At 39.5% G+C, this 23,324-nt stretch carries 29 protein-coding genes and 1 pseudogene; 2 read left to right on the top strand and 28 right to left on the bottom strand.

Translation table 11 applies throughout. The features are described 5' to 3' along the window. The 10 genes from V7183_RS01385 to V7183_RS01340 are packed head-to-tail and all read right to left on the bottom strand — an operon-like array spanning position 1 to position 8,620. Entirely contained in the window at positions 1-1,503 is a 1,503-nt protein-coding gene (locus tag V7183_RS01385; protein ID WP_097899225.1) for an NADH-quinone oxidoreductase subunit M, read from the bottom strand. Then, positions 1,503-3,362 carry an NADH-quinone oxidoreductase subunit L gene (gene nuoL, locus V7183_RS01380; protein WP_335358470.1) on the bottom strand — a complete coding sequence of 620 codons (1,860 nt, stop codon included), beginning with the start codon at positions 3,360-3,362 and terminating at the stop codon, positions 1,503-1,505. Before nuoL ends, V7183_RS01385 begins: the two co-directional genes overlap by 1 nt. A 27-nt stretch (positions 3,363-3,389) precedes the next feature. Continuing rightward, positions 3,390-3,704, bottom strand: a complete 315-nt coding sequence (gene nuoK, locus V7183_RS01375; protein ID WP_097899227.1) for an NADH-quinone oxidoreductase subunit NuoK — start codon at positions 3,702-3,704, stop codon at positions 3,390-3,392. Then, positions 3,697-4,221, bottom strand: a complete 525-nt coding sequence (locus V7183_RS01370; RefSeq protein WP_097899228.1) for an NADH-quinone oxidoreductase subunit J — start codon at positions 4,219-4,221, stop codon at positions 3,697-3,699. The genes nuoK and V7183_RS01370 overlap by 8 nt, the downstream gene beginning before the upstream one ends. Next, the gene (nuoI, locus tag V7183_RS01365; RefSeq protein WP_017153540.1) at positions 4,218-4,637 is read right to left on the bottom strand and encodes an NADH-quinone oxidoreductase subunit NuoI; all 420 of its coding nucleotides are present in this window, start codon (positions 4,635-4,637) and stop codon (positions 4,218-4,220) included. Before nuoI ends, V7183_RS01370 begins: the two co-directional genes overlap by 4 nt. A gap of 25 nt (positions 4,638-4,662) precedes the next feature. Beyond that, positions 4,663-5,664, bottom strand: a complete 1,002-nt coding sequence (nuoH, locus tag V7183_RS01360; RefSeq protein ID WP_335358469.1) for an NADH-quinone oxidoreductase subunit NuoH — start codon at positions 5,662-5,664, stop codon at positions 4,663-4,665. After that, positions 5,664-6,764 carry an NADH-quinone oxidoreductase subunit NuoD gene (nuoD, locus tag V7183_RS01355; protein ID WP_097899230.1) on the bottom strand — a complete coding sequence of 367 codons (1,101 nt, stop codon included), beginning with the start codon at positions 6,762-6,764 and terminating at the stop codon, positions 5,664-5,666. Before nuoD ends, nuoH begins: the two co-directional genes overlap by 1 nt. 4 nt (positions 6,765-6,768) lie before the next feature. After that, a complete protein-coding gene (locus tag V7183_RS01350; protein ID WP_335358468.1) occupies positions 6,769-7,746 on the bottom strand; it encodes an NADH-quinone oxidoreductase subunit C in 978 nt (325 codons plus the stop codon). After that, a complete protein-coding gene (gene nuoB, locus V7183_RS01345; protein WP_017153544.1) occupies positions 7,743-8,261 on the bottom strand; it encodes an NADH-quinone oxidoreductase subunit NuoB in 519 nt (172 codons plus the stop codon). The genes V7183_RS01350 and nuoB overlap by 4 nt, the downstream gene beginning before the upstream one ends. Then, entirely contained in the window at positions 8,252-8,620 is a 369-nt protein-coding gene (locus V7183_RS01340; RefSeq protein ID WP_097896180.1) for an NADH-quinone oxidoreductase subunit A, read from the bottom strand. The genes nuoB and V7183_RS01340 overlap by 10 nt, the downstream gene beginning before the upstream one ends. Before the next feature lie 232 nt (positions 8,621-8,852). On the opposite strand from V7183_RS01340, the gene V7183_RS25905 reads away from it, so the two are divergent. Both V7183_RS25905 and V7183_RS25900 read left to right on the top strand, forming a co-directional pair. Then, entirely contained in the window at positions 8,853-9,005 is a 153-nt protein-coding gene (locus tag V7183_RS25905; RefSeq protein ID WP_438825147.1) for a hypothetical protein, read from the top strand. Beyond that, positions 8,974-9,153, top strand: a pseudogene (locus tag V7183_RS25900) (hypothetical protein); the annotation flags it as partial. The gene V7183_RS25905 and the pseudogene V7183_RS25900, both read left to right, overlap by 32 nt. Here the strand turns inward: V7183_RS25900 and V7183_RS01330 are convergent. From V7183_RS01330 to V7183_RS01245, 18 genes are all read right to left on the bottom strand, one after another. Continuing rightward, the gene (locus tag V7183_RS01330; RefSeq protein WP_335358467.1) at positions 9,115-9,768 is read right to left on the bottom strand and encodes a DUF975 family protein; all 654 of its coding nucleotides are present in this window, start codon (positions 9,766-9,768) and stop codon (positions 9,115-9,117) included. The pseudogene V7183_RS25900 and the gene V7183_RS01330 overlap by 39 nt on opposite strands. 131 nt (positions 9,769-9,899) lie before the next feature. Further along, complete coding sequence (locus V7183_RS01325; RefSeq protein ID WP_097896183.1) at positions 9,900-10,676, bottom strand: DUF975 family protein; 777 nt, start codon at positions 10,674-10,676, stop codon at positions 9,900-9,902. Positions 10,677-10,849: 173 nt separating this feature from the next. Then, on the bottom strand, positions 10,850-11,251 hold the full coding sequence (atpC, locus tag V7183_RS01320) for a F0F1 ATP synthase subunit epsilon (RefSeq protein ID WP_097896176.1): 402 nt from the start codon (positions 11,249-11,251) through the stop codon (positions 10,850-10,852). Between the two features lie 20 nt (positions 11,252-11,271). Beyond that, positions 11,272-12,666 carry a F0F1 ATP synthase subunit beta gene (atpD, locus tag V7183_RS01315; RefSeq protein WP_097896174.1) on the bottom strand — a complete coding sequence of 465 codons (1,395 nt, stop codon included), beginning with the start codon at positions 12,664-12,666 and terminating at the stop codon, positions 11,272-11,274. 185 nt (positions 12,667-12,851) lie between these two features. Beyond that, positions 12,852-13,712 carry a F0F1 ATP synthase subunit gamma gene (atpG, locus tag V7183_RS01310; protein WP_097896173.1) on the bottom strand — a complete coding sequence of 287 codons (861 nt, stop codon included), beginning with the start codon at positions 13,710-13,712 and terminating at the stop codon, positions 12,852-12,854. Between the two features lie 217 nt (positions 13,713-13,929). Further along, the gene (atpA, locus tag V7183_RS01305) at positions 13,930-15,438 is read right to left on the bottom strand and encodes a F0F1 ATP synthase subunit alpha (RefSeq protein WP_097896172.1); all 1,509 of its coding nucleotides are present in this window, start codon (positions 15,436-15,438) and stop codon (positions 13,930-13,932) included. Positions 15,439-15,449: 11 nt separating this feature from the next. Beyond that, a complete protein-coding gene (locus V7183_RS01300; protein WP_097896169.1) occupies positions 15,450-15,992 on the bottom strand; it encodes a F0F1 ATP synthase subunit delta in 543 nt (180 codons plus the stop codon). Beyond that, the gene (gene atpF / locus V7183_RS01295) at positions 15,989-16,495 is read right to left on the bottom strand and encodes a F0F1 ATP synthase subunit B (RefSeq protein ID WP_097896168.1); all 507 of its coding nucleotides are present in this window, start codon (positions 16,493-16,495) and stop codon (positions 15,989-15,991) included. The genes V7183_RS01300 and atpF overlap by 4 nt, the downstream gene beginning before the upstream one ends. 128 nt (positions 16,496-16,623) lie before the next feature. Beyond that, the gene (atpE, locus tag V7183_RS01290; protein ID WP_000052064.1) at positions 16,624-16,842 is read right to left on the bottom strand and encodes a F0F1 ATP synthase subunit C; all 219 of its coding nucleotides are present in this window, start codon (positions 16,840-16,842) and stop codon (positions 16,624-16,626) included. 60 nt (positions 16,843-16,902) lie between these two features. Continuing rightward, entirely contained in the window at positions 16,903-17,622 is a 720-nt protein-coding gene (gene atpB, locus V7183_RS01285) for a F0F1 ATP synthase subunit A (RefSeq protein WP_097896166.1), read from the bottom strand. 7 nt (positions 17,623-17,629) lie between these two features. Continuing rightward, on the bottom strand, positions 17,630-18,022 hold the full coding sequence (locus V7183_RS01280) for an ATP synthase subunit I (RefSeq protein WP_097896165.1): 393 nt from the start codon (positions 18,020-18,022) through the stop codon (positions 17,630-17,632). Then, a complete protein-coding gene (locus tag V7183_RS01275; protein ID WP_141523310.1) occupies positions 18,022-18,246 on the bottom strand; it encodes an AtpZ/AtpI family protein in 225 nt (74 codons plus the stop codon). Before V7183_RS01275 ends, V7183_RS01280 begins: the two co-directional genes overlap by 1 nt. 26 nt (positions 18,247-18,272) lie before the next feature. Next, a complete protein-coding gene (locus V7183_RS01270) occupies positions 18,273-18,386 on the bottom strand; it encodes a DUF4024 domain-containing protein (RefSeq protein WP_097896160.1) in 114 nt (37 codons plus the stop codon). A 394-nt stretch (positions 18,387-18,780) separates the two neighbouring features. Further along, positions 18,781-19,410 (bottom strand): uracil phosphoribosyltransferase, encoded by a 630-nt coding sequence (upp, locus tag V7183_RS01265; RefSeq protein ID WP_003202275.1) that lies wholly within the window; start codon positions 19,408-19,410, stop codon positions 18,781-18,783. Positions 19,411-19,941: 531 nt separating this feature from the next. Next, positions 19,942-21,183 carry a serine hydroxymethyltransferase gene (gene glyA / locus V7183_RS01260; protein WP_141523311.1) on the bottom strand — a complete coding sequence of 414 codons (1,242 nt, stop codon included), beginning with the start codon at positions 21,181-21,183 and terminating at the stop codon, positions 19,942-19,944. A gap of 252 nt (positions 21,184-21,435) precedes the next feature. Continuing rightward, the gene (locus V7183_RS01255; RefSeq protein ID WP_170958191.1) at positions 21,436-22,008 is read right to left on the bottom strand and encodes a TIGR01440 family protein; all 573 of its coding nucleotides are present in this window, start codon (positions 22,006-22,008) and stop codon (positions 21,436-21,438) included. Positions 22,009-22,074: 66 nt separating this feature from the next. Then, positions 22,075-22,518: a ribose 5-phosphate isomerase B gene (gene rpiB, locus V7183_RS01250; protein ID WP_335358466.1), complete on the bottom strand. Its 444-nt coding sequence runs from the start codon at positions 22,516-22,518 to the stop codon at positions 22,075-22,077. A 130-nt stretch (positions 22,519-22,648) separates the two neighbouring features. Beyond that, the gene (locus V7183_RS01245; protein WP_097896155.1) at positions 22,649-23,089 is read right to left on the bottom strand and encodes a low molecular weight protein arginine phosphatase; all 441 of its coding nucleotides are present in this window, start codon (positions 23,087-23,089) and stop codon (positions 22,649-22,651) included. Between the last annotated feature and the right edge of the window lie 235 nt (positions 23,090-23,324).

The raw sequence follows: 23,324 nt of genomic DNA, 5'->3' as shown, positions 1-23,324 counted from the left end.
CTACTTCACCCCCAATGTTTTCAATGTGTTTTGAAGCGGCTCCCCAAGCAATTCTGGCATTACGCCAACCGCTATAATACATATAAGTAGCAGAAGAACCGGAACGTACTCCCAGCCGCGAATATCCGGTTTCGCCTCTAATTCTCGTTTTCCAAATGTCACTTGAAGTGTAGCCCTTAGGACATATACAGCCGTTAAAATAATGCCAAGTGCACCAACGGCCGCTACAATTGGCTTTCCTTGAAATAAACCGAGAAAAGCAAGGAACTCACTAACAAACCCTGACATTCCTGGCAGACCAAGCGAGGCCATACTCCCTGCTAATAAGAAACCGCTAAGCACGGGAACTTGTTTTGCCAAGCCGCCAAGCTTTGTAATGTCAGATGTGCCAAAGCGCTCTTCAATGATGCCAAGCAAGAAGAATAATAATGCGGCAATTAAGCCGTGGGAGACAACTTGAAATAATGCCCCTTGCACGCCAGATGCATTCAGTGCCGCAAGTCCCATCAAGACGATCCCCATATGTGAAATACTGGAGTAAGCGAGTACCTTCCGAAAATCTGTTTGAATCAATGCAAGAAAAGCACCGTACAACAAATTAATTACCCCTAGTATCGCTAGCAGCATTGCAAAATTTTGAAACTGATCTGGAAATAACCCTTTCCCAAAGCGCACAATACCGTACGCCCCGATTTTTAACAGGACACCTGCATGTAACATAACTACCGCAGGATGCGCTTCTACATGCACATTCACCATCCAGCGATGCAAAGGAAAAATCGGTAGCTTAATCGCAAAAGCAATCATAAGCGCTATAAATAACCCTTGTTGCAACGCGCTTGAAACTCCACTTAAAAGCGTCGGCTCTGCTCCGGTTAAAATATTTTTTAACGCTGTAAAGTTTGTCGTACCTGTTTTTGCAAAGAGGATTGAAAAAACAATGAGTAAAATGGCTGAACCAATACCGTTATATATTAAATAACTATAAGCAGATTTTTCGCTCGAAAGTTTGCCCCATTTCCCAATGAGCAAAAACATCGGAGGTAATGTGATCTCGAAGAAGATAAAGAACAAAAATAAGTTCTCGGCAGCGAAGACACCAAGCATTCCCACTTCAAGCGTTAATAACAGCATATAAAATCCTTTTATATTTTTTTGAATTGAAAATGCTGTAATCGCCGCAAGTGTTGCTAAAAGTGCTGTGAGTAGCATCATAACAAGTGAAAACCCATCGATACCAAGCTCATAGTAAATGGAAAATATCTTTTTATCTATCTCGGGAAAATTCCCAAATTGAATCCATTTTATCTTTTCTGCAAATATCGATAAGCTCTTCCCAGAAGCATATGTACTAGCTAGGACGATAGCCATCCCAAGCGGGAGCACTGTCCCAAACAAGCCAAGTCCGCGCACGGCACGTACTTCCGTTTTTGGTGTTAATGCAAGGAAGAAGATACCAAGGAGTGGGGAGAAAATGAAAAACGATAATAATATTGCATTCATTACCAATACCCCCCTGTATATAATAGAATGATAACTAATGCTGCTAGAGAAATAGCAGTCACAGTTCCATATACTTGTACATTCCCGTTTTGAAGTTTCGAACCAGCACCGCTCACTCCTTTAACAATACCTCTAACTAACTGAGCAATTCCTTCCACAATATATACTTCAAACAAACGAAACACATAGGCAATTCCTTTTACTAGTGGCACTAAAGTCATATTATAGATTTCATCTACATAATACTTTTTCACAAGCAGGTCATGTAGGACCGTTCCTTGTCCTCCAGCCCAATCTCTAGGAATGGATTGTCTTCCGTAAATAAGGTATGCCAAGAGAATGCCAGCAAACGAAACGAGCGTCGCAACAATCATAATCCAAGCCGGGCCATGACTTGGCTCCACTTGAAATGGAACATTCTTTGTCAGCCAATCTCCAAGAAATGTTCCAAACCACGGCGTATTGATGTAACCTGCTAAAACAGCAAAGACGCCGAGAACAATCATTGGAAATGTCATAACGCGCGGAGATTCATGCACTTCCGCCTTCGTCTTTGCTTCCCCTGTAAAAACAAGGAAGTATAATCGGAACATGTAAAATGCTGTTAAGAACGCCGCGATCACTGCAAGGACGAACAAAACATAATTGCCGCGCATCCACGCCGCCGCTAAAATTTCATCTTTACTAAAAAATCCTGAAAAAAGCGGAACACCGCTAATAGCAAGCGTACCCATTAAGAAAAGGACTCCTGTTACTTTCATCTTCTTCTGTAAGCCGCCCATTTCATTAATGTTTTGCGTATGCACCGCATGAATCACGCTTCCCGCCGCCAAGAAAAGGAGTGCTTTAAAGAAGGCATGTGTCGTTAAATGAAAGACGCCAGCCACATAACCTGCGGAGCCAAGCGCAAGCATCATATACCCGAGCTGACTGACCGTAGAATACGCGAGAACCCTCTTTATATCCGCTTGCACGAGCCCGATGGAAGCAGCAAAGATTGCAGTAAAGGCACCCACAATTGCCACTGTTTGCATTGCCACAGAGCTTGCCACGAACAGCGGGAACATCGTCGCGACTAAGTACACGCCAGCTGCAACCATCGTCGCCGCATGAATAAGTGCCGAGACAGGTGTTGGCCCTTCCATCGCATCTGGCAGCCAAGTATGCAGCGGAAACTGTCCTGATTTCCCCATCGCGCCGATAAAAATTAAAATCGCTGTGAATGTAATCATAAAAGGAGAGACTTCTCCCATTTGTACCGCTTTAAAGATGGCCTCGTACTCAAAGCTGCCCGCTTGCCAGAAGAGTAGAATCATCCCAATAAATAAACCAACATCGCCAATACGCGTCATAATAAACGCCTTTTTTGCAGCTGCCTTCGCGGATTCCTTAAAGAAGTAAAAACCAATCAGTAAAAATGAACCAAGTCCAACTAACTCCCAGAATATATAAAGCTGCAATAAATTCGTTGAAATGACTAGCCCTAACATCGCAAATGTAAATAGCCCTAGATATGAATAAAATGTCGGCAACCTTTCATCCCCTTGCATATATCCTTTCGAATACACATGTACAAGGAAACTCACAAGTGTAACGATAAAGAGCATTAAGGCATTCAGTGCATTAACCTCAAATCCGAACGAAAGATCTACATCACCGACTCGTAACCATAACCACGTATGTTTTACTGTTTCTGATGAAAAGCGTTCTACTAATACAACCACCGCACCCACAAAGGAAAGAAATGTGAAAAAGATACCAAGTAAGCTACTTCCTTCTCTTAACTTCTTTCCAAATATAATGAGTAAAAAAAACGAGGCAAGCGGGAAAATCGGTATAAGCCATGCATAATCGATCATTGTTTCCTTCCCCCTTTTCGGTCACAATTAACCTTTCAGCGTATCCATCTCATCCACGTTAACTGTTGTACGATTACGATACAATGCAATTAAAATTGCGAGCCCAACCGCTGCCTCTGCCGCCGCAACAGACATCGTAAACAGTGAAAAAATTTGTCCTGTTAAGTTTGGAAAAAAGCCGAACTTACTAAAAGCGACTAAATTTAAATTCGCTGCATTCAACATAAGTTCAATACAAACTAAAACGATGACGGTATTTCGCTTTGTTAAAGCTCCAAATAACCCGATGCAAAATAGAATAATCGCAAGTGCCAAATAGGCGGAAGCTGGAACACTACTCATGGGAATCCCCCTCTTTCTCATCACCCTTCGCAAGTACAATGGCCCCAACAAGTGCAACAAGTAAAACAACTGATGTTAACTCAAATGGAATGACATATTTTGAATACAAAAGCGTACCAATTTGAAGTGTATTTTGTTCATGAAGCGGTAAGCTTCCCTGTACATTTTGATTTGTAAAGTCTATATTATTAACTGCGAAGTACATGACCGCCCCAAACGCTACAACCGCAAGGAAAACAACAAATTTACGGAAACTAAATCCTGACTCACTTTCTGCATCATGCTTCGTTAGCATAATGCCAAAAATCATAATAATCGTAATCGCTCCAGAGTAAATTAAAATTTGCGCCACTCCAATAAACTCAGCTGACAAAAGAAAATACAAGCCTGCAATGCTAAGAAACGTGAACACAAGGGCAAGCATCATATGCATCACTTTCGTTAAGTTCAACATCAAAATACCACCAATAATCGCCGTTAAGGACAAGACAAAGAATGCTACAAACTCGCCATTCATGCTTTATTCTCCTTTCTGACGTTCTCATCGTTTTCATCGAGCCACTGCAAATTTTTAAACAAATCATCACGCGTATACTCTGCCAACTCAAAGTTGTTTGTCATCACGATTGCCTCTGTCGGACAAACCTCTGTACACAAATCGCAAAGAATACAAATTTCAAAGTTAATATCGTACGTATCAATAATTTTCCCTTTTTTCGTAGGGTCTGGATGTTTCTTTCCGGTTAATTGAATACAGTCAGTTGGACAAATATTCGCGCATTGATTACAAACGATACATTTTTCCGGATAAAACTTTTGAATACCGCGGAAACGATCTGGTAGTGGCAGTGGCTGATTGGGATAATCATATGTCACCTTTTTCTTGCTTAAATTACTCAGCGTATACTTTAATCCTTTGAATAATCCTTTCATATCTTACTGGCACCCCTCTCGTAGATTAGAAGAATAACTCCTTAATCAATGCCGTTAAGAAAATATTTGCAAGTGCGATTGGCAATAATACCTTCCAGCCAAATTCCATCAGCTGATCGCCCCTTATACGTGGAAACGTCACACGGAACCAAATTAATAGAAAGACAACCGCGCTGAACTTTAAGGCAAACCATACAGCACCAGGAATAAAACCAAGAAACATAACTGGATTCCAGCCACCTAAGAAGAGCACCGTAATTAATGAGGCCATTCCAAAGAAGTACACATACTCAGAAAGCATAAAGAACGCCCAGCGAAACCCCGAGTATTCCGTATGATATCCAGAGACAAGCTCCGATTCCGCTTCCGGTAAGTCAAACGGTGTCCGGTTCAACTCTGCAACCGCAGCAATTAAGAAAATAACAAAACCAATCGGCTGCGTGAAAATGTACCAAACCTTCTCCTGCGCCGCTACAATTTCATTTAGATTGAGACTACCAGCTAATAAGACAACGCCTATGACACTCATGACAAGGGGAATTTCGTAGGAAATCATCTGCGCCGCCGCACGCATTCCGCCTAAAAGTGAGTATTTATTATTCGATGCCCAGCCGCCGGTCAGAACGCCAATCGTTGTAATCCCTGAAACTGCAATATAATAAAGAAGCCCAACTCCAATATCAGCAAATTGAAATTTATCCGTAAATGGAATGACCGCAAGAACCATAAAGGCAGGTGCAAACGCAATAATAGGCGCCAATATAAATAGCGGCTTATCCGCAGCTTTCGGAATGCTATCTTCTTTTAATAAAAGTTTTAAAACATCAGCTACTGTTTGCAATAACCCGAAGCGGCCACCCACTTGGTTCGGGCCAATTCGCCCTTGCATAAACCCCATCACTTTCCGCTCTGCTAAAATCCCATATGTAACAAATCCAAGGACAGCAAACAGTAGAAGTACCGCTAAGCCAAAAAAAATGAAGAAATTCTTCCAACCTGCCGATGACTCTAAGATCGTTTCAATCATTAGCCATCAACCTCCCCAAGCACAATATCAACGCCGCCTAAAATCGTAATTAAGTTTGCGATATTTTCACCCTTCAAAAGCTTCGGCAAGATTTGTAGGTTATAAAAAGATGGTCTGCGAAATTTCAGACGATACGGCTCTTTCTTTCCTTCGCTCGCAATATAGCACCCAATTTCACCGCGCGGCGACTCAATGCGGACAAATGCCTCGCCCTTCGGCGCCTTAATAATCTTCGGCACTTTCGCTATTACACTTCCTTCCTCCGGAAACTGCTCCGCTGCCTGCTCGATAATTTTGAGAGACTCCTCAATCTCTTTCATCCGACAAATGTAACGATCCCAAGCATCACCTATCTCTCCAACAGGAATATCGAAATCAAAGCGATCATAAATAGAATACGGTTCATCCTTGCGAAGATCCCATTTCACACCCGTACACCGCAAATTTGCTCCGCTTAGAGAATAAGAGAGTGCATCTTCCGCGCTATATATACCAACGCCTTTCACACGATTCAAAAAAATTTCATTTCCGCTCACAAGATCGTGATAGCCTTTTAATTGTTCTCTCATATATGGGACAAACTCCCGAACCTTTTCGATCCAACCATCCGGAGCATCCCACTTCACACCGCCCACCCGCATATAATTAAAAGTAAGCCGTGCACCGCATAGTTCATTTAAAAGATTAATAATCATCTCTCTCTCACGAAATGCGTATAGAAATGGACTAACTGCACCAATATCAAGAAGGTTAGTACCCCACCAAACAAGGTGACTGGCAACGCGGCCAAGCTCCATCGCAAGCACTCGTAAATATTCCGCACGCTCTGGAATTTCCAGTCCCATCATTGTCTCAACAGCATGACAAATGACATAGTTATTGGTCATTGCTGATAAATAGTCCATTCGATCTGTATATGGGATAATTTGTGTATACTGTAAGCTCTCGGCGATTTTCTCCGTCCCACGGTGTAAATAACCAATGACAGGTGTAGCTTCTTTAATGATTTCCCCATCGATTTTAATAACAAGCCGAAATACACCATGTGTACTCGGGTGCTGTGGTCCTACATTTAAAAGCATCTCTTCTGTACGGATCATAATGCTACACCTCCACATCAAACGGTTCGTAATCTTTTCGAAGCGGATGCCCTACCCAATCATCTGACATTAAAATACGCGTTAAATTCGGGTGCCCCTTAAAGATAATGCCAAGTAAGTCATATGCCTCGCGCTCTGGCCAATTTGCCCCGTTCCAAAGCGGTGTAATCGATGCTACTTGCGGCGCCTCTCGGTCTAATTTCACCTTCACCGCTACAGACTGTTTCTTTCCATATGAAAATAAATGAACATATACTTCCATATGTGTAACAAAATCAGTCGCATGTAGCTCCGACATATAATCAAAAGCAAGTCCCTTATGGAACCGTAATAATTCCATCACTTCATAGTAATTTTCCAGCTTAACTACAAGTGTTGGAACATCTTTTGAAAGCTTATTAATATAGGAATCTACTAATGAATGTTCCCCTATTTTCTCCTTAACAATCTCTACATAAGTATTTAAATATGGTTGGTTTAGTGACGGTTTCTCCTGCTCTAGTGCTTCTTCCTTCTTACTCACAGTCCCCTTTGCTCTTGCGATAGCGGCGGCTTTTGCCTTCGCTGCTGCAATTGCCTTCGCCTTCTCATCTTCAGGTGCCCCAGTACCTTCCAATGCCTTCTGCTTCGCTAGCGCTGCTGCTTTGGCCTTTGCTGCTGCCACTTCCTTTTCCTTCGCTTTGGCTTTCTCCTCGTCTGATACCTCCGCTCCTTCTTTTGCTTTCTGCTTCGCTAGCGCTGCCGCTTTTGCTTCTTCTGATATTTCCCCATCCACCGATGCTTGTTTCTTCTCCGCAGCATGGTGTTGGGTCTCTTCCATATTTATCTCATTATTACTTGATAGCGCTTTCTCTTGTTCTTGCGCTTTAAACTTAGCTATTTCCATTTCATGTTTTGCGGCAAGACGGTTTCGAGCTTCTTCTTTCGCATGTCTAGCGGCTTCTTTCTTCATATCCTCTAAATTGTTATTAGGATCACTCATCTATTCGTCACCTGCTTCCCAGTCTTTGCTTCGTAACGAATCTTCTCTTTCAGTTTATTAATTCCATAAATTAAGGCTGCTGGATTAGGAGGACATCCCGGGATATACACATCTACTGGTACGATTTGATCTACCCCTTTTACAACAGCATACGAATTCACATATGGTCCGCCAGCTGTTGCACAAGATCCCATTGCAATAACCCATTTCGGCTCTGGCATCTGATCATATAAACGCCGTACAATAGGTGCCATTTTCTTCGTCACTGTTCCAGAAACAATCATGACATCCGATTGCCTCGGTGATGTCCGAAAGAATGACCCAAATCGATCCAAATCATAATGCGATGAACCAACCCCCATCATTTCAATTGCGCAGCACGCCAATCCAAATGTCATTGGCCATAAAGAGTTACTACGTGCCCACCCCTTTACCTGTTCTAATGTTGTAAAGAAAATATTTCTCTCTAATTCCGCCCGTTCCTGTGGATGTAATTCCTCGAAATTTATAGCCATTGTAACACCTTCTTTTTCCAAGCATACGCCAGACCCACGATTAACATAATGACAAAGATTAGCATTTCAATAAGCGCGAACAAACCAAGCTTGTCATACGCAACAGCCCACGGATATAAAAATAAGGTTTCCACATCAAAGATGACAAATAATAATGCAAAAATATAATAGCGAGCATGAAAACGAACATTTGCATCATGATAGGGTTCAATTCCGCTTTCGTACGTTGTTTCCTTTGCCGCACTCGGCTTATGCGGTCGCAACAACTTTCCTAATGTAAGAGCCACTACCGGCAGCAATATGCCCAATAGCAAGAAGATGCCAACGATCATATAACTATTTTCATATACATTTGCCATTGTGAAACCCTCCCCCCTGAATTAAGAACAAATTCACTTAGTAAACAATATGTCTCAACCGCATCATTTATTATTTTTAAATTTTTCTAAATAATGCGACTATTTATATCATTATAGCAAACTTCAAATTCCTATGTCGATACGTTAGGAATAATGTGTAAAATCTTCCTAAATCGTTCACATTTTTCTTAAAAGGGAATTCTAATATGTTTTTGTTAAAACAGGAGCTAATTTGTCACCTAAAGAATTTCTACAAAATAATCTTGTACAAACGATTGTTTCCATCTTTGAAGAAACTGGTTTACAACCACATCTTCTTGATATAGAACTAACAGAACATATTGCAATGATAGACGAAAGAACAACTGCCATTCTTACAAGATAACAATTGTAGGTATATGCAAGGATACTACTTCAGCAAGCCACTCGGTAGTAAACAATTCATGAAATTTCTACAAAAAACACCCAGCATAAATTTCATGCTGGGTGTTTTCTTAAAAGGTAGGATTTTCTTTTTGATAATAGTCCTGTGAAATTTCATCATAGAATGCCGCAGTTGTTGTATAAAAATATGGTGCTAACCATAAGAAACCGATTCCTAAAGTAACGATACTTAACAAGAACCAACCAATGAAACTTAAGCATAATAAGAAATAATCCATTTTATGTCCATCCATCATACGGCGGCTTTCCGTAATGGCTTGATTCATTGAATACTCCGGATGATCATTTAAAATAAAATACGTCATCGCGTACGAGAAAGATTTAATAATTCCTGGAATAATCAGTAGTATTGTCCATAAAGTAAGATAAATGCACACTAACAAATATGTTAAAAATGATTTTATAAATTTAGTTCCATCTGTAAACCATCTAAACAACTGTCCAATACGAACCTCTCTCTCACGAATCGCATTCAAAACAAGATAATATGCCCCTAAAGTTAACGGTCCAATAATAAGCATCACGACAATATCCACTGAAAAGGATCCTCTTGCTTCATTCCATCCCCAAATCATTGAGAAAGGAAATGTAACAACAAGCTTACAAACAGAAGCAAGAACTGCAATCAGTAATGTAGTACCTACTGCTAGTCCCCATTTTCCTTCCAAGGCATCCAGCGCTCTTCCTTTTAAATCACTAATCATATGAAACCTCCTAAATCGAATGAACCTCTACTTTATTATTAGTATAACACGCCGCTCGCATCTTATATTTCAAAAAAACGAGGTGCATACAACTATTATGCACCTCGTTTTCCATATATTTTTAATACGATTTATTTTTCTGATACGTATTGATAAAAATGTGCTATCGTTGTATTGAAATATGGATAGAGCCAAAGAAATCCAATTCCAAAAGTAAAAATTGCTAACACAGCCCAGCCGATGAAGCTAAGCCCTAAAAGGAATAGATCCATTTTATGTCCTTTCATCATCGCTTTACTTTCTCTCAGCGCTTGTAAAACACCGTATTCTGGATTTTCCACTAGAATGTAATAAGTCATCGCATATGAAAGAGAAGCAATAACAATTACTATAAACGAAATAAATAATAAAACAAAGAAAGCAATTCCTAATGATTCATTTGCTGAATCACTTCCTTCCCCAAATAGAAACACAAACATACTGATTAATATTAACGGAATCCAAGTTCCTGTGTATAGACAAATTGCCAACATTGCCTTTATTGCTTTCAGCATTCGTTTAAACCCACGGAACCCTTCAAATAAGCAATCTATTACAGCACCATCCCTCTTGCTAAGGCGTAAGGACAGATTCATATAACCATATGTCATGATACCGTATGATGCAAGGTTCACTATGAACATCAGACCATAAATAACGATAATAGCCATAACAGCACCAACTGTTGCTGTTTCCTCTTCAAATGAGCTTATAGAACTACCAATTATCGCCATTAAAAATATTCCAGGAATTAAAATAATAAATGATGCCACGAATGAGAGTATATAATTCAAAATAAAATATAGAATTGTCGAACCTACACTAAGCCCCCATTTTCCATTTAACGATTGCAATGCTTCTCGTTTCATTTCACCAATCACTTTCTCATCTCCTTACACTATGTATCTATTTATATATAAAATTACACTTACAATTATATCATTTTTTGTAATATTTTTTTGTAATATTTCCTATAACATAAAAATTTAGCCTATTCTATTCATAAAAAAATCCGTAAAGGAATGAACCTTTACGGATTTTCTTATTTCATGTCAGAAACATTCAAACGGTTAATCGCTCGTTTTAGTGCAAGCTCTGCACGCTTAAAGTCAACATGTACTTGTTTATCTTGTAAACGCTGCTCAGCACGACGCTTCGCTTCGTTTGCACGATGGATATCGATATGGTTTGCTTCTTCAGCAGATGGTGCTAATACTGTTACTTTATCTGGACGAACTTCGATAAAGCCACCGCTTACTGCTACATAATCAGTGTGACCGCCATTTTTCAAACGAACCGCACTAATCTTTAGCGGCGCAACAGTTGGAATGTGACCTGGTAAGATCCCCATTTCCCCACTTTCTGCTTTCACGCTTACCATTTCTACTTCTTTTTCGTAAACCGGTCCATCAGGAGTTACAATACTGACTGGAAATGTCTTCATAATTCGTCCCTCCTAAGGCCTTACGCCATCATTTTCTTCGCGTTTTCAATAACTTCTTCAATGCCACCAACAAGACGGAATGCATCTTCTGGAAGGTCATCATATTTTCCTTCTAGAATTTCTTTGAATCCACGAACTGTTTCTTTTACAGGTACATAAGATCCTTTTTGACCTGTAAACTGCTCTGCTACGTGGAAGTTCTGTGATAAGAAGAACTGAACGCGACGAGCACGATGTACAACTAATTTATCTTCTTCAGATAACTCGTCCATACCTAAGATAGCGATGATATCTTGAAGCTCTTTATAACGTTGTAGCGTTTGTTGGATTTGACGAGCAACTGCATAATGCTCTTCTCCAACGATTTCTGGAGAAAGTGCACGAGATGTAGACGCTAATGGGTCTACCGCTGGGTAAATACCCATTTGTGTTAAACGACGCTCTAAGTTTGTTGTTGCATCTAAGTGAGCGAACGTTGTAGCTGGTGCTGGGTCAGTGTAGTCATCGGCTGGTACATATACCGCTTGGATAGACGTGATAGACCCTTTATTTGTAGATGTAATACGTTCTTGTAATTGACCCATTTCAGTTGCAAGTGTTGGTTGGTAACCTACCGCAGATGGCATACGACCAAGAAGGGCAGATACTTCAGAACCCGCTTGCGTGAAACGGAAGATATTATCGATGAACAATAGTACGTCTTGTCCTTGCTCATCACGGAAATGTTCAGCCATTGTTAATCCTGTTAATGCAACACGTTGACGTGCACCAGGTGGCTCGTTCATTTGTCCGAATACCATCGCTGTTTTCTTGATTACGCCAGAATCACTCATTTCGTGGTATAAGTCGTTACCTTCACGAGTACGCTCACCTACACCAGCGAATACAGAAATACCGCCGTGTTCTTGTGCGATGTTGTTAATTAACTCCTGGATTAATACTGTTTTACCTACACCGGCACCACCGAATAGACCGATTTTACCACCTTTAATGTAGGGAGCAAGCAAGTCTACTACTTTAATACCAGTTTCAAGAATTTCTACTTTTGTAGATAACTCTTCGAATGCAGGTGCTTGACGGTGAATTGGATCACGGCGTACATCCGCTGCAACTTCACCATCTAAGTCAATTGCATCACCTAATACGTTAAATACACGACCAAGTGTTGCATCACCAACTGGAACAGAAATTGGTTTACCAGTATCCTCTACTTCTATGCCACGAACAAGTCCATCTGTAGAAGACATCGCAACCGTACGAACTGTGTCATCACCTAAGTGAAGTGCAACTTCTAAAGTTAAGTTAACTGCGTCTTGTTTAATTCTAAGGGCATTGTAGATTTCAGGTAGCTTTCCGCCGTCAAACTTAACGTCTACAACCGGACCCATGATTTGCGTAACGCGCCCTTTATTCATCGGGTTCCCTCCTAGCTTTCTTTAAATTAGCCAGCTTTCTATGAGAGTCGGCTTTCATTTTTTATTAGTTTAGCTTGAGCGACTCTTCGGAAAGAGCCGCTTCCGCCTTTTATTAATCTAGCTCCGGTGGCTAGAAGGGTCGGTCATTTCCCCCCTTCTGGACGAGCCACCTCCGCTTTTTATTACTATTCTAACGCTGCTGCTCCACCAACGATTTCTGTAATTTCTTGCGTAATCGCTGCTTGTCGAGCACGGTTGAATGAAAGTGTAAGTGTATCGATAACTTCCATTGCGTTGTCTGTAGCACTCTTCATTGCTGTCATACGCGCTGCGTGTTCACTTGCTTTACCGTCTAGTAATGCACCGTACACTAAGCTTTCTGCGTATTGTGGCAATAATACTTTTAAGATATCTTCTTCAGAAGGTTCAAACTCATAAGCTGTCGTCGGTTTGTCAGACGTCACTTCCGTAAGCGGTAAAATTTTATTTTCCGTTACTTCTTGTGAAATTTTACTCACGTAATGGTTGTAGTAAATATACAGCTCATCATAAGCACCATCTGCGAACATCGCAATCGCTCGAGAAGCAAGGTCTTTAATATCTGTAAATGAAGGATGGTCAGATAGCCCAACTACTTCATCAATGATGTTAAAGCCGCGACGTTTTAAATAATCACGTCCTAGTCGTCCAAGCACAATAATTGAATATTGGTTTGAATCCATATTATGACGTTCACGAATTACGTTACTTACCGTACGTAATACGTTACTGTTATAACCACCTGCTAGTCCACGATCAGATGTAATAACGATGTATCCCGTACGTTTTACAGGGCGTGCTGTTAGCATTGGATGATTGATTCCTTTGCTACCTTGCGCAATACTCGCTACTACTTCTTGAATCTTTTCCATATACGGAACGAAAGATTTAGCATTTTGTTCTGCACGGTTTAATTTCGATGCAGATACCATCTCCATCGCCTTCGTAATTTGACTCGTTTTCTTAGTCGAATTAATTTTCGCTTTTATATCGCGTAAAGATGCCACAGGTTTTCACCACCTTTTTTCCGGAAGTTGGCACGATTAGTAAGATTTCTTTTCATTCATCTTTCTAATCTACGTTGCAAGATCTTCTTGCTCATGATTGAAGGAAAAGAATAGGTGCACCTACTCTTTTCCTTTACATAACCGTCAGCAATCTCTGTAAGAGTTGCCTGTTTATATAATCTAGTTTCAGCGGCTAACGAGCCGCTTCCGCTTTTTATTATTCAGAAGCTACGAATACTTTTTTGAATCCGTTAATTGCTGCTGCAAATTTATCGTCATCCGCAAGTTTCTTAGTTGTGCGGATTTCGCTTAATAATTCAGCTGCATTTGAATCTAACCAAGCATGAAGTTCTTCTTCAAAACGAGTGATATCTGCTACTGGGATATCATCTAGGAATCCACGTGTTAGAGCGTAAAGAATAATAACTTGTTTCTCTACTCGCAGTGGTTTGTGTAATCCTTGTTTTAATACTTCAACTGTGCGAGCACCACGGTTTAATTTCGCTTGAGTTGCTTTATCAAGGTCAGAACCGAACGCAGCGAACGCTTCTAACTCACGATAAGATGCAAGGTCAAGACGAAGTGTACCTGATACTTTACTCATCGCTTTAATCTGAGCAGATCCACCAACACGAGATACTGAAGTACCTGCATCGATCGCTGGACGTACACCAGAGAAGAATAAATCAGATTGTAAGAAGATTTGTCCATCTGTGATAGAGATTACGTTTGTTGGGATGTAAGCTGATACGTCCCCTGCTTGTGTTTCGATGAAAGGTAGAGCTGTTAAAGAACCGCCGCCTTTTGCATCACTTAATTTTGCTGCACGCTCTAGTAAGCGAGAATGTAGGTAGAATACATCCCCTGGATACGCTTCACGACCTGGAGGACGACGTAATAGTAATGACAGCTCACGATAAGCTGCTGCTTGTTTTGATAAGTCATCGTATACTACTAATACGTGTTTACCATTGTACATGAACTCTTCACCCATTGTTACACCAGCGTAAGGAGCTAAGTATAATAATGGAGCTGGTTGAGAAGCTGATGCTGTTACAACGATTGTGTACTCTAATGCACCGTGCTTACGTAAAGTTTCTACTACGTTACGTACTGTAGATTCTTTTTGCCCAATTGCAACGTAGATACAAACCATATCTTCATCTTTTTGATTAATGATTGTATCAAGTGCAACTGCTGTTTTACCTGTTTGACGGTCACCGATGATTAACTCACGTTGACCACGGCCAATTGGTACAAGAGCATCGATCGCTTTAATACCTGTTTGAAGTGGCTCATGAACAGATTTACGATCCATTACACCTGGTGCTGGACTTTCGATTGGACGAGTGTTTGTTGTATTGATTGGGCCTAAACCATCTACTGGTTGACCTAATGGGTTTACAACACGACCGATTAGTTCTTTCCCTACTGGCACTTGCATGATGCGACCAGTACGACGAACCTCGTCACCTTCACGGATTTCTGTGTAAGGTCCTAAAATAATGATACCTACGTTGTTTTCCTCTAAGTTTTGTGCTAGTCCCATAACGCCATTAGAGAACTCTACAAGTTCACCAGCCATAACGTTATCAAGACCATGAGCACGCGCAATACCGTCACCAACCTGGATAACTGTACCAACATCACTAACTTCGATTTCAGACTGATAGTTCTCGATTTGTTGCTTTATCAGTGCGCTAATTTCTTCAGCTCTGATGCTCATGTGCTTCACCCCTATCTATTCTTCATAAGTTCACGCTGAATACGTGCTAACTTTCCTTGTAAACTACCATCATAAATGCGATTTCCAATGCGTACTTTAATTCCGCCTAGTAAATCTTCATCTACAACATTCTTTATGCGAATTGCATCTTTTCCTGTTCTCTTCGCAAATGATTCTGCAATGCTAAGTTTTTCATCTTCAGATAGAAGACGAATAGAGTAAACAGTTGCATCTGCTACGTTGCGTTCTTCATTAGCAAGAACAACATATTCATTTGCAATTTCAGGCAGGATTTCAATGCGTTTATTATCAACTAAAATATATAACGTATTTAAAATTGATTCAGAAACAGAAGCAAATACGTTAGAAAGAAACGTTTTTTTCTGTTCCTTCGAAATGTTTGGTTGTGTTAAAAAGCTTTGTAGTTCTCCGTTCGTTACAAAAACGTTTTGTACAAGGCGTAATTCCTCTTCAAACATCTCTAATACGTGTTTTTCTTTTGCAATTTGAAAAAGAGCGACAGCATAACGTTTTGCTACAATCTCATTGCTCATCGCGCTTCTCCTACTTCTTTAATATAATCGCGAATTAATTTCACTTGATCTTCTTCTTTTAGTTCTTTTTCAATTACTTTAGAAGCAATTTGAACAGATAAAGAAGCGACTTGTTCTTGCAGAGCAGCAATTGCTTGCTCTTTTTCGCGTTGAATTTCTTGTACAGCAGATGTTTTAATTGACTCTGCTTCTTCTTTTGCAGCAGCGACAATAACATCTTTCTGATCTTCTGCTTGCTTTTTCGCTCTTTCGATTAACTCTTGTGCTTCCACACGTGATTGTTTTAACATTTCACGTTGTTCTTCTACTAATTTTTTCGCCTCTGCATTGTTCTTTTCTGCAGCGTCGATTTCACTAGCAACATGCTCTTCACGTTCCTTCATAATTCCCATCAAAGGACCCCAAGCAAATTTGCGAAGCATTACTAATAAAATTAGGAAAACTAGCAATGTGTAAGCAATCGTTCCAAATGGAATGGCAGCTCCTAATAATAAAGTTGGCACAAGGATTCACTCCCTTCGAGATATCTAAATTGACCATATGAAAAAAAAAGACATACATTTCGTTCATAAAGCAATGGCGAAGAAAGTTCAAAAAACACTCTTCGCCATCTATGTAAGGGGAGTATCCCTTATTTGTTCATTACAATGAATGCAATAACTACACCGATGATTGGAAGTGCCTCAACTAATGCAACCCCGATGAACATAATTGTTTGAAGTGCGCCTTTTAATTCTGGTTGACGAGCAACACCTTCGATTGTACGTGATACGATAAGACCGTTACCAATACCTGCACCTAATGCTGATAAACCAATTGCAATTGCAGCTGCGATTACACCTAAACTCATTTAAAATGTCCTCCTTTGTATTATAAAAAAATAGATTTTTTACTTACTTATTAAAGTATATTAATGGTCATGACTTACTTTATGAGCCATATAAACCATCGTTAACATTGTAAAGATAAACGCTTGGATTGAACCAACGAACACACTGAATCCCATCCACGCTAACATCGGCACAATAGCACCCAACGCTCCAAGTACTGTACTTCCACCTAATTTGGCAAGTAATCCTAATAAAATCTCACCAGCATAGATGTTACCGAATAGACGAAGACCTAACGTTAATGTGTTAGCAAATTCCTCAATAACCTTTAAAGGAAATAAGAATTTCATAGGTTGGAAAAACCCTTTTAAGTATTCTTTTGTACCCTTCATCTTAATTCCATAGTAATGGGTGAGGGTAACTACCATCACGGCTAATGTTAATGTAACTGCTGGGTCAGACGTTGGCGATCTCCACCATGCAATGTGTTCGCCAGCCTCAGTTGTTGAATACATGAATGGTAAGCCGAGCATGTTTGATACGAAAATAAACATCATAAGCGTAACGCCGAGTGTTAAAAAGCGTCCACCTGTTTTCCAGTCCATCGTACTGTTAATAATCCCTTTCGCGAAGTCTAAAATCCATTCCATGAAGTTTTGCATTCCGGTAGGACGAAGAGCTAAGCTGCGAGTTCCAATAACAGCGATTAAGAAAACAATAACTGCTGCAACAGTAACCATCATGACTGAGGACAAATCGAACGTTAAACCTAGAAATTCAACTAATTTACCGTGTTCCACTAGTAATTCACCTCTCTTCCCTGCTCTTATACTCTAAATAAAGAAAATCTATGATCATGACAAGATATCCTGTCAGCAATCCTACACCTAAGCTCCACATCGCAATTAAATGCTGATATTTCGCTGCAAATAAAATTAGTAACCCAATCGTGGCAAATCTCGAATATGTACTTACAGCCGTCGCTTTAAATTTCACGTTTTCTCCATTTGTAACGCGGTCTAATAGCTTGTCTGTTTTACGTGCAATAATGCGCAAACTAAGAAAACTGAAAATCGTCCCGATAATCAGTCCAAGAAATACATCCTTGTAAGAGGTAAATCCCCATCCTAGCACAAGAAGCGCAAGCAAGTAGTACATATATTTCTTTTGTCTTTGGACAAGTCCATGTACGTCTATCATCATTGCTCTCCCGAATAATAATGTCGAATGAGTCGAATCATTGCGTAAATCCCTGTTCCTAATCCAAGCAATAAGCCTATAATAAGAAACAATGGAAACGTTCCAACCTTACTGTCAATCCATTGCCCACCAAAGATTCCAACAAGAATAGAACCGACTAATTGAGCAAGAATTCCTGTCATTAAAGCATATGCTTTTATTGGGTTGCGATCGTCTTTTTGCAAGGATTCATCCCTCCAATATGTAACCCTCATTCACGATGTGTTAATAATAACTCATTTTTTTGTATAAATTCTACACAAAATAAAAATTTTGCTTTTTCTTCACGAAATAGATGCAAATTTGTCACTGAAAGCCCTACCATCTATCCCCGTTGTTAGCATACAATAGGGTATTAGCACTGTCAACGAGAAATCGTAAAAAATCAAAAAATTTGAGTATTAGTCATTTCCTGCCAAAAATGAAAACGTTCCCCTTCTAAATACTGGTGAAAGCTATATAATTTCTTGAAGTTTTCTATTTATAATAGAAGAAAATGTTCACAAGTTTGTCACTATTATATTTTTAGGATATAACGTTTTTCTTCCATAGTATAGGGCCTCATAGAAGTTAGACCTCTATAGTATATGTGATATATATGCAATTTATGTTGCATATACAAAAAATACCATTTGTATGTTGGTTCGTCACTTCTTTCTCAAACTCCAGTTTTGTTAAATAAAAAACAGACGAGCAGGGAATCCCTCTCGTCTGTTGTCTTACTTCGTTCCAAATAAACGGTCACCAGCATCACCTAGACCTGGAACAACATAACCATGGTCATTTAACTTCTCATCTAATGCCGCTACATAAATATCAACATCAGGATGTTCTTCTTGCACAACTTTTACCCCTTCTGGTGCAGCTACGATACACATTAATTTAATTTGTTTCGCACCACGCTTTTTCAGAGAGTTAATTGCTTCAGCTGCAGAACCACCTGTTGCTAACATCGGATCAAGTACGATAAAGTCACGTTCTTCTACATCCGTTGGAAGCTTCACATAGTATTCTACCGGTTGCAATGTTTTAGGGTCACGATATAAACCAACGTGTCCCACTTTTGCTGCTGGAATTAATTTCAGAATCCCATCTACCATCCCTAAACCTGCACGTAAAATCGGAATTAAACCAAGTTTTTTACCAGCGATCACTTTTGTTTTCGCTTTACTTACAGGTGTTTCAATTTCAATCTCTTCAAGTGGAAGATCGCGTGTAATTTCAAAAGCCATTAAGCTTGCTACTTCATCCACTAATTCACGAAATTCTTTTGTACCTGTATTTTTATCGCGAATATATGTAATCTTATGTTGAATTAACGGGTGATCAAATACATACAGTTTTCCCATGTGAATCTCTCCTTCAGATGATATTCATGCGTGCGTACACGCCGTTTTGCACTATTTACGATTTTAAAGAAAACGCTACTAATATTCAAGGGCAAATTTGGAAAAATATTAAATCTATACTAAACTCACCTAATATTTTTACCAATTATGGAAGCTGTATCCTTCATTATATCTCCAAAATTTATTCACGATTTGTATACATACTTAAAACATAATATCTGCCTTATTTCCCCCTAATTACTCGTTTGCCTAAATTCATTTCAAACATAGCTCTACATTTCTACATCACGTAAAAAGTATTTTTAAAAAGCATATATCATTTCATGAGACATAAAGTGAAACTTTAATTAGCGAGGGTTTCTTCCCTCACTGATTATTAGCCCTCACCAATCGGGCTTTTACGGGCAATTTCTTTCCTACCTAACTTCTTTGCTTTCTCCAAATTTTGAAGTGAGGATATTACTGCCCGCAAATAGCAGGATAAAAAAACCGCTGGAACATTATGAGCTCCAGCAGTCTTTGTTCAATCTATTATAAATCTGTATACATTGGGAATTTGTTTGTTAATGCTTCTACACGCTTACGTGCCTCTTCTAATGCAACTTCATCCTCATGATTTTTCAATGTATGAGCAATGATTGCTGCAATTTCATCCATTTCTTCTAAACCGAAGCCGCGAGATGTTACTGCCGCTGTACCAATACGTACACCGCTTGTTACAAATGGACTTGCTGTTTCAAATGGAATTGTATTCTTGTTCACTGTAATACCCACTTCATCTAATACGTGCTCTGCCACTTTACCTGTAATTTCTAAGTTACGAACATCGATTAGGATAAGATGGTTGTCCGTTCCACCAGAAACAAGTGTAAGTCCTTCTTTTTGAAGTCCTTCTGCTAAGCGTTGTGCATTATTAATGATGTTTTGTGCATATGTTTTAAAATCTTCTTGCAGTGCTTCACCAAATGCAACAGCTTTTGCAGCAATCACATGCATAAGTGGCCCACCTTGAATACCCGGGAAGATTGATTTATCGATTTGCTTTGCAAATTGCTCTTCACATAAAATCATACCACCACGTGGGCCACGTAATGTTTTATGTGTTGTTGTTGTAACGAAATGTGCATGTGGCACTGGATTTGGATGTAAGCCCGCCGCAACTAAACCTGCGATATGAGCCATATCCACCATTAAGTATGCCCCTACTTCATCTGCGATTTCACGGAATCTCTTGAAATCGATCACACGAGGGTACGCACTTGCACCTGCAACGATTAATTTTGGTTTATGTTCTTTTGCTTTTGCCAACACATCATCATAATTGATACGGTGAGAGTCAGCATCCACTCCATATTCTACGAAATTATATTGTACCCCACTGAAGTTAACAGGGCTTCCGTGTGTTAGGTGACCACCATGGGATAAGTTCATACCAAGTACTGTATCGCCATGTTCTAAAATCGTAAAGTATACAGCCATATTTGCTTGTGCACCAGAATGTGGTTGAACATTTACATGTTCAGCGCCAAAAATTTCTTTTACACGATCACGTGCAATATCCTCTACGACGTCTACGTGCTCACAACCACCATAGTAACGTTTACCAGGATAACCTTCAGCATACTTATTTGTTAAAACAGAACCTTGTGCTTCCATTACCGCTTCACTTACGAAGTTCTCTGAAGCAATTAGCTCAATTTTTGAACGTTGTCTTCCTAGTTCTGCTTCAATTGCAGCAAATACCTTTTCATCTTGACGTTTTAAATGATCCACCATAATCCCCCTTTTCTGAACGAACTACATCAATTCCTAATAGTTTTTTCCTATTTATTCAGAAAAAACGAAAATTCAAGTTGTAATTCTTTCAAACCTTCATGTTTTCAAATACATTCTAACATGACTTTCTATATCATAAAAGAAAAAAAGACCAAGTTTGGTCTTTTCTTTCTTCTATTATAAAGTCAGACAACATACCTTCGTACAAGATGATATAAAGGTATAGTATAACTTCCAAGTTCTTCATCTTTAACGACAAGTAACAGTTTCTTCTACTACCGCATATACAGCGCGTGCTCCCCCAATAAGTTTCGCACGAGTTTTAGCCATCGTTACATGTGCATTACCAATTGCCTTCACACTTGTGCGAATCGGAACAGCCACATGTTTTAAATGCATACCAATGAACGTATCACCAATATCCATTCCTGCATCGGCTTTAATAAATTCCACTACTACAGGATCCTTAAAATTATGATAGGCATATGTTGCTAATGCACCACCCGCTGATCTGACAGGCGTAACGGTTACAATTTCAAATTGATATTTCATTGCCATTTCTCTCTCTACCACTAAAGCGCGGTTTAAATGCTCGCAACATTGAAACGCTAATTCTATACCCGTTTGTTTTTGAAATTGTGTTAGCTCAGAAAAAATTGCTTCTGCCACTTCCATCGTCCCTGATGTCCCAATTCTCTCCCCTAGCACCTCACTCGTGCTACAGCCTACTACAAAAATTTGACCGCTTTGTAAAGAAGCTTGTTCTTGAAATTCAGAAAGCGATATTTGTAGCTGCTCTTTCACTTTTACTATTTCCATCATTACGCCTCTTCCTTTCACAGGTTGATTCAACAAATTATATTATGCTTCAATAGAAATTAGAATCTATTACTTCGCTTCGTATGTTTTAATTTTTCCTACACGGTTTTCGTGACGTCCACCTTCATAATCAGTCGTTAACCAAATTTTTGCGATATCGCGTGCTAAACCTGCTCCAATTACACGCTCGCCCATAGCTAACATGTTGCTATCATTATGCTCTCTCGTTGCTTTTGCACTAAATGTATCATGAACTAACGCACAACGAATACCGTGTACTTTATTTGCTGCAATTGACATACCAATGCCTGTTCCACAAACTAAAATACCACGGTCTACTTCACCGTTTGCAACCATTTCTGCTGCTGGAAATGCAAAATCAGGGTAATCAACAGATCCTGCTTCACACTCGCATCCTAAATCAATGTATTCAATATTTAATTCTTCTAATAAACTTACGATTTCTTTGCGGATATTCATGCCGCCGTGATCAGATGCTATTACTACTTTCATTTTTACCCCTCCAAAATTTTAATACAACTTTTATCAATGGATTGTTTTACACCACTGATATATGGTTACACAACCTAAAACTTGCTCATTTAAACAAGTCTATCTCCAATATGGTATTATACACGAAACATTAGCTTTCTGAATGTTTTTCCAATAAAGTTTGTACAAGTTTTTCCATCTCTGCTAATGTCGTTTGATAAATGGAAAGCGAACCTCCAAATGGATCTGAAATATCCTTACTTATACCCTCTGTAAATTCATATAATGTATGCAACTTCTCTTCCACCTTTGGATGATACCCCAGTACAAGCTGTTTATGATTTCCTGTCATCGTCAATACAATATCAGCCCATTCAAGTAATGCTTCCGTTACTTGCTTTGAAGCATGCGTTATTGAAATCCCCTTTGCCGCTAACGCTTCCTTTGCATACAAAGATGCATCGCTTCCAGGATTGGCAAAAACACCAGCAGACTGCACTTCAAATTTATCTTCTCCATGGTGACGAAGTAACGCCTCTGCCATTGGGCTCCGGCATGTATTTCCAGTGCAAACAAATAACACTCGCTTCATCCAAATCCACTCCTTATGCCAAATGTCCTATATTTATCATAACGTACATTACAATGGAACAAAAGAAATGTGAATATATAAAAGGCGTATTTCCCTTTTATTTTTTCTAAGAGAAATACGCCTTATCCACATATATGTGAAACCCTAGTTTCAAGTACCCTCGATATAGTATCATACTTAACTGAAACATCCCACAAAAAACCTCATTTAAAAAACCAACATAAAACCCCTCTTT

Source organism: Bacillus sp. JJ1127 (assembly GCF_036965845.1).
In the GTDB taxonomy this organism is placed as follows: domain Bacteria; phylum Bacillota; class Bacilli; order Bacillales; family Bacillaceae_G; genus Bacillus_A.
This window is presented reverse-complemented; position numbering and strand designations above follow the sequence as displayed.